The sequence below is a fragment of the Psychrobacter sp. genome (genome assembly GCF_035469765.1).
Taxonomy (GTDB): Bacteria; Pseudomonadota; Gammaproteobacteria; order Pseudomonadales; family Moraxellaceae; genus Psychrobacter.
Map to the genome: position 1 here is coordinate 1 of NZ_DATIRM010000347.1, position 4,155 is coordinate 4,155.

A 4,155-nucleotide genomic window follows, 5' to 3' on the forward strand; every position below is an offset into this window, starting at 1 on the left:
TATGTTTTTATCTCGCACAACCTTTCTGTCGTACGTCATGTAGCAGACGATGTGATGGTTATGTATTTAGGCAAGGCCGTTGAGTACGGTGCTAAAGATGCTATTTACAATGACCCCAAACACCCTTATACCATCGCTTTACTCTCGGCAGTGCCCTCGGTGACGGGACATAAAAAAGAGCTGACCCTACAATGCGAATTACCCAGTCCGCTGAACCCGCCAAGTGGCTGCGCACTACATAAACGCTGTCCTTATGCCAAGCCTATATGTAGCGAAATCGAGCCTGAGCTGCGTGAATGGGAAGGACGATTGGTTTCTTGTTTAAGACTAGAAGAGATATATGGATAGTATGATCAAATATATTTTTCTTCTTCAAAATGATCGAATAAATATAGAATGTTCTTTGGTGCTGTGCTTATAACCGCTATCCTAAAAAACCTAAGCACGTCCTATCATTTGGCAATCAGACTTCAGTAAACTCAGAATATTTAAAAACCAAATGTTCTGAGTTTATAGGATTCATACCTACAGTCATGTCTAACTCGTTCTTACAACGCCACATTTTATCTTCTGGTCATTCAAAACTATCAGCCCAATCCCAAATTCTCTGAATCCAATATTTTTTTAGCAATTTTGCACTTTTATTATTCATTTATTCTGACCTTTTTTATGATTATCGTTATACTGTCTGCATTTGGCTAAGGTCTGATAGATGAGTAGTTGGCTTCTTCAAAAACTAACGTTTTAAATTTGTTAAATACCTATACTTAAGCAACACCTAAACAGCCTTATCATCATTTTATCTTTGGAAAACGTAATGACCTTCCCATTTTCCCAACCTAGCTTAAACATCATCAAGCCTTATGCACTAATGGATTTGGACGATACGCTCTTTCAGACTCAACGTAAAATTGATGCTTGGAAATTACCAACGACTGACCCTGAAAATTTAGTCTGCGCTACCGTCAATAAGCAAGGTGAACCGTTAAGCTTTATGAGTCAGCGTCAAGCGGCATTCTTTCATTGGCTGCTTTCTAGCACCGAACTGATTGCCGTAACTGCTCGTGATCGTCAGGAAATTAAGCGGGTCAAGCTACCTTTTAATAGCTGGCAAGTACTAACCCATGGCGCGGTTATTTTAACAGCGGATGGTGAGCTACTAAATACGTGGCAGCAGCATATGTATAATGTGCTTGCTCCATTACAAGATACGCTCAATCAGCTGACTGAGTGGTTTAATAGCTATAGTCAAGAAAACGATAGCACTTATAACTATTTAAAACTAACTCCGCATAGCGATACTTTTATCGACAGCGAGCTGACCATCTATCTCGCGATCAAGCATACACAAAAAGATCATCAAGCATTGGCAGATTTGGCTAAGCAACTACCGACATTCATACCAGATTTTGACACGCATTTTTATGTGCATGTAAATGCCAACAATTTAGCAATATTACCGCATGCCGTTCATAAGCGTCATGCCGTGCAGTTTTTATTAGAGCAGCATTTAGATCATCAGCGCCCAAGCTTTGGTTTTGGTGACAGTTTGGCAGATCTGCCATTTTTGCAATTACTTGACTGGTATGGCATGCCAAATCACGGGCAGATACATGAGCAATTTCAAGCTTAATAATAGACCTTTTGTTTTTATTGCAATCACACCATCAGCACCATTGCTTCACACTGCCATTACCCTCTCATCATATTGTCATTAAGCGAGTATCCATATTTCTACCATGACTCCAAATAATCAAACAGCCGATTTATCCCATTATGGCTCAGGCAGCTATCTTGCCACTGATGTCACTGTGCTGCTCGATATCGTTGATAAAGATACCGTTGCTGATGTGCCTGTCAGTCAAAAAGAAGCGCTTATCCAAAGTGGGCAGCGTCACTACTCTGATATGCTAACATTGGAGGATGCACCAAGTGCCATGCACGAGCAGTTGTATATCGAGGCGTTAGAGCAAGGTAAGACAAGAGCAGCGACTGATATTGCCAATTTAGCCTATACGCTACAGCAGGTTTTTCAGCCAACTGTAAATAGTGAATGCCCGTTGATATTAGTCAGCTTGGTGCGAGCAGGTTTACCGATTGGCGTGCTGTTACAACGCGCATTGGCAGATGCTGATAGCAGCTATGCCTTACCAAGCATCCATTACGGCGTTAGCATCATCCGAGATCGTGGTTTGGATCCGGTCGCTTTACAGATGATACTAGACAGCCATCCTCATAGCCCGATTGTATTTGTCGATGGTTGGACAGGTAAAGGTGCCATTTATCAAGAACTGGCGCGGAGTCTAGAAGCGTTTACCGATCCTAACCACCCTAACTTTGCCAATATTTTTCATCAAGGTAAGGGTGTTATTCCATTATTGACCCTTGCTGATCCGGCTGGTGTTGCTTGGCTTGCTGCTAGTGAAGAAGACTGGTTGATTCCATCGGGTTTATTGAACAGTACCGTGTCGGGACTCATATCACGTAGCTTATATACTGAGCCAGAGTTGGGGCTGCATCGCAGTGTCTTTTATGATAATTTAATTAAGGCAGATCATAGCTTAGCCTTTATCGATTATATTGATACTACAAGGCGCACATTGAGTACGCATTTGCAATGCTTGCCAACGTATAAACATCCGCGCTACCAGACTGCTGACTTAATCGATAAGCTGGCAGCAGAATACAATATCAGCAATCGTAATCGTATTAAGCCAACCATCGCTGAGGCGACACGCGCGATATTACGCCGAGACCCTGAGTGTATTTTGCTGGCAAGTGCTGAGCACCCCGATACCGTATTATTGCGCCATTTATGTGCACAGCGACATATCGCTATCAGTGTATTAGGTGATAAAATACTACCTTATCAAGCGATTACCCTTATTAAGCAGCGCGCCACAGACGATTAGTGACTTATTAATTTAATGCCTAATCTTGCAACTATTCTTTTTAGACCTATTCATTTACCACTATTTACGATGCCCATTATGTCAGATATACAAAAAAACGAATCCCACCTTTATCAAAATACCCAGTCTTACGCGCATCTAATCACTGAACGCCATGCCATGCTCAAGCCTCATGCCCATCATCCCTATCAGTTAGGCGCTAGCCTATATATGCCGGCGACTCGCCAAGATATCTGGCAAGTGATTAAGCGTGATAAAGTACCGACGATTAATAGTATTATCATCTGCCTAGAAGATGCGGTCAGCCATAATGATGTTGAACTGGCACTTGAGCGCTTGCAAATGCTGCTATATACGTGGGCGGTGCATGTCGATAGTATCAATGAGCCTACACAGCAAACCCGTATACAGACCGAGCAGCCAACGCGCCCGCTGGTATTTGTACGTCCGCGCCATCCGGCAATGCTAGAGCAGTTATCGGGCTTTGCCCATATTGATTTGATTGATGGTTTTGTGATGCCGAAAGTCGATATGTATAGTCTGTCTAATTGGCGCATGGCATGCCAGAATCTCAGTACTGACATGCTATTGATGCCGACGCTTGAGACGGCAGCGCTATTTAATCCGCATCATAACCAAGAGTTGGCGATTGGTTTTAAAGAAGCCTTTAGCCAGCCCGTCTTTGCCTTGCGTATCGGTGGCAATGACTTGTTTGCGGCGCTGCGCTTACGCCGTCCTAAAAATAGCCTTGTCTATGACACCCCCGTTGGTACGCTTGCCTATCAGCTCCTTGGCTGTTTTGTGCCGCATGGCTTTTATCTCTCGGCACCGGTATTTGAGTATTTGGATGAGCCAACACTATTTATGCAAGAGCTGACGCGTGATGTGAGCTTAGGGTTGGTCGGCAAAACGGTCATTCATCCAAGCCAAATTGCCTTGGTACAACAAGCCTATTGTGTACCACTGAGCATTTTGGATGAGGCGCAGGCAATCTTACATAGCGAAGCAAAAGCGGTCTTTAAATATAACAATACCATGCTAGAACCTGCTACCCACCGTGCTTGGGCAACAGAGATCGTCAATCGTGCTCAAGTATTTGGCACTATTAATGATAGCAATAACGACTATACCGCACTCTTATAAAGTAATATTTTTAAAAATCCTAACAAAAAAGCCGTTATCAATTTTATGATAACGGCTTTTTTGTTAGGATTTTTTACTGATAAATGAGCATTACATAAAG

General features: G+C 42.8%; 4 protein-coding genes. All 4 read left to right on the forward strand.

What is annotated here, in order from left to right; all coding sequences use genetic code 11:
- Positions 1 to 348: oligopeptide/dipeptide ABC transporter ATP-binding protein (locus VLN09_RS09570; protein ID WP_325245962.1), on the forward strand; the 348-nt coding region annotated here is incomplete at its 5' end.
- 469 nt (positions 349 to 817) lie between these two features.
- On the forward strand, positions 818 to 1,633 hold the full coding sequence (locus VLN09_RS09575) for an HAD hydrolase family protein (protein ID WP_325245964.1): 816 nt from the start codon (positions 818 to 820) through the stop codon (positions 1,631 to 1,633).
- A gap of 106 nt (positions 1,634 to 1,739) precedes the next feature.
- Complete coding sequence (locus tag VLN09_RS09580; protein WP_325245966.1) at positions 1,740 to 2,912, forward strand: cysteine protease StiP domain-containing protein; 1,173 nt, start codon at positions 1,740 to 1,742, stop codon at positions 2,910 to 2,912.
- Between the two features lie 78 nt (positions 2,913 to 2,990).
- Entirely contained in the window at positions 2,991 to 4,055 is a 1,065-nt protein-coding gene (locus tag VLN09_RS09585) for an HpcH/HpaI aldolase/citrate lyase family protein (protein ID WP_325245968.1), read from the forward strand.
- Positions 4,056 to 4,155 lie beyond the last annotated feature (100 nt).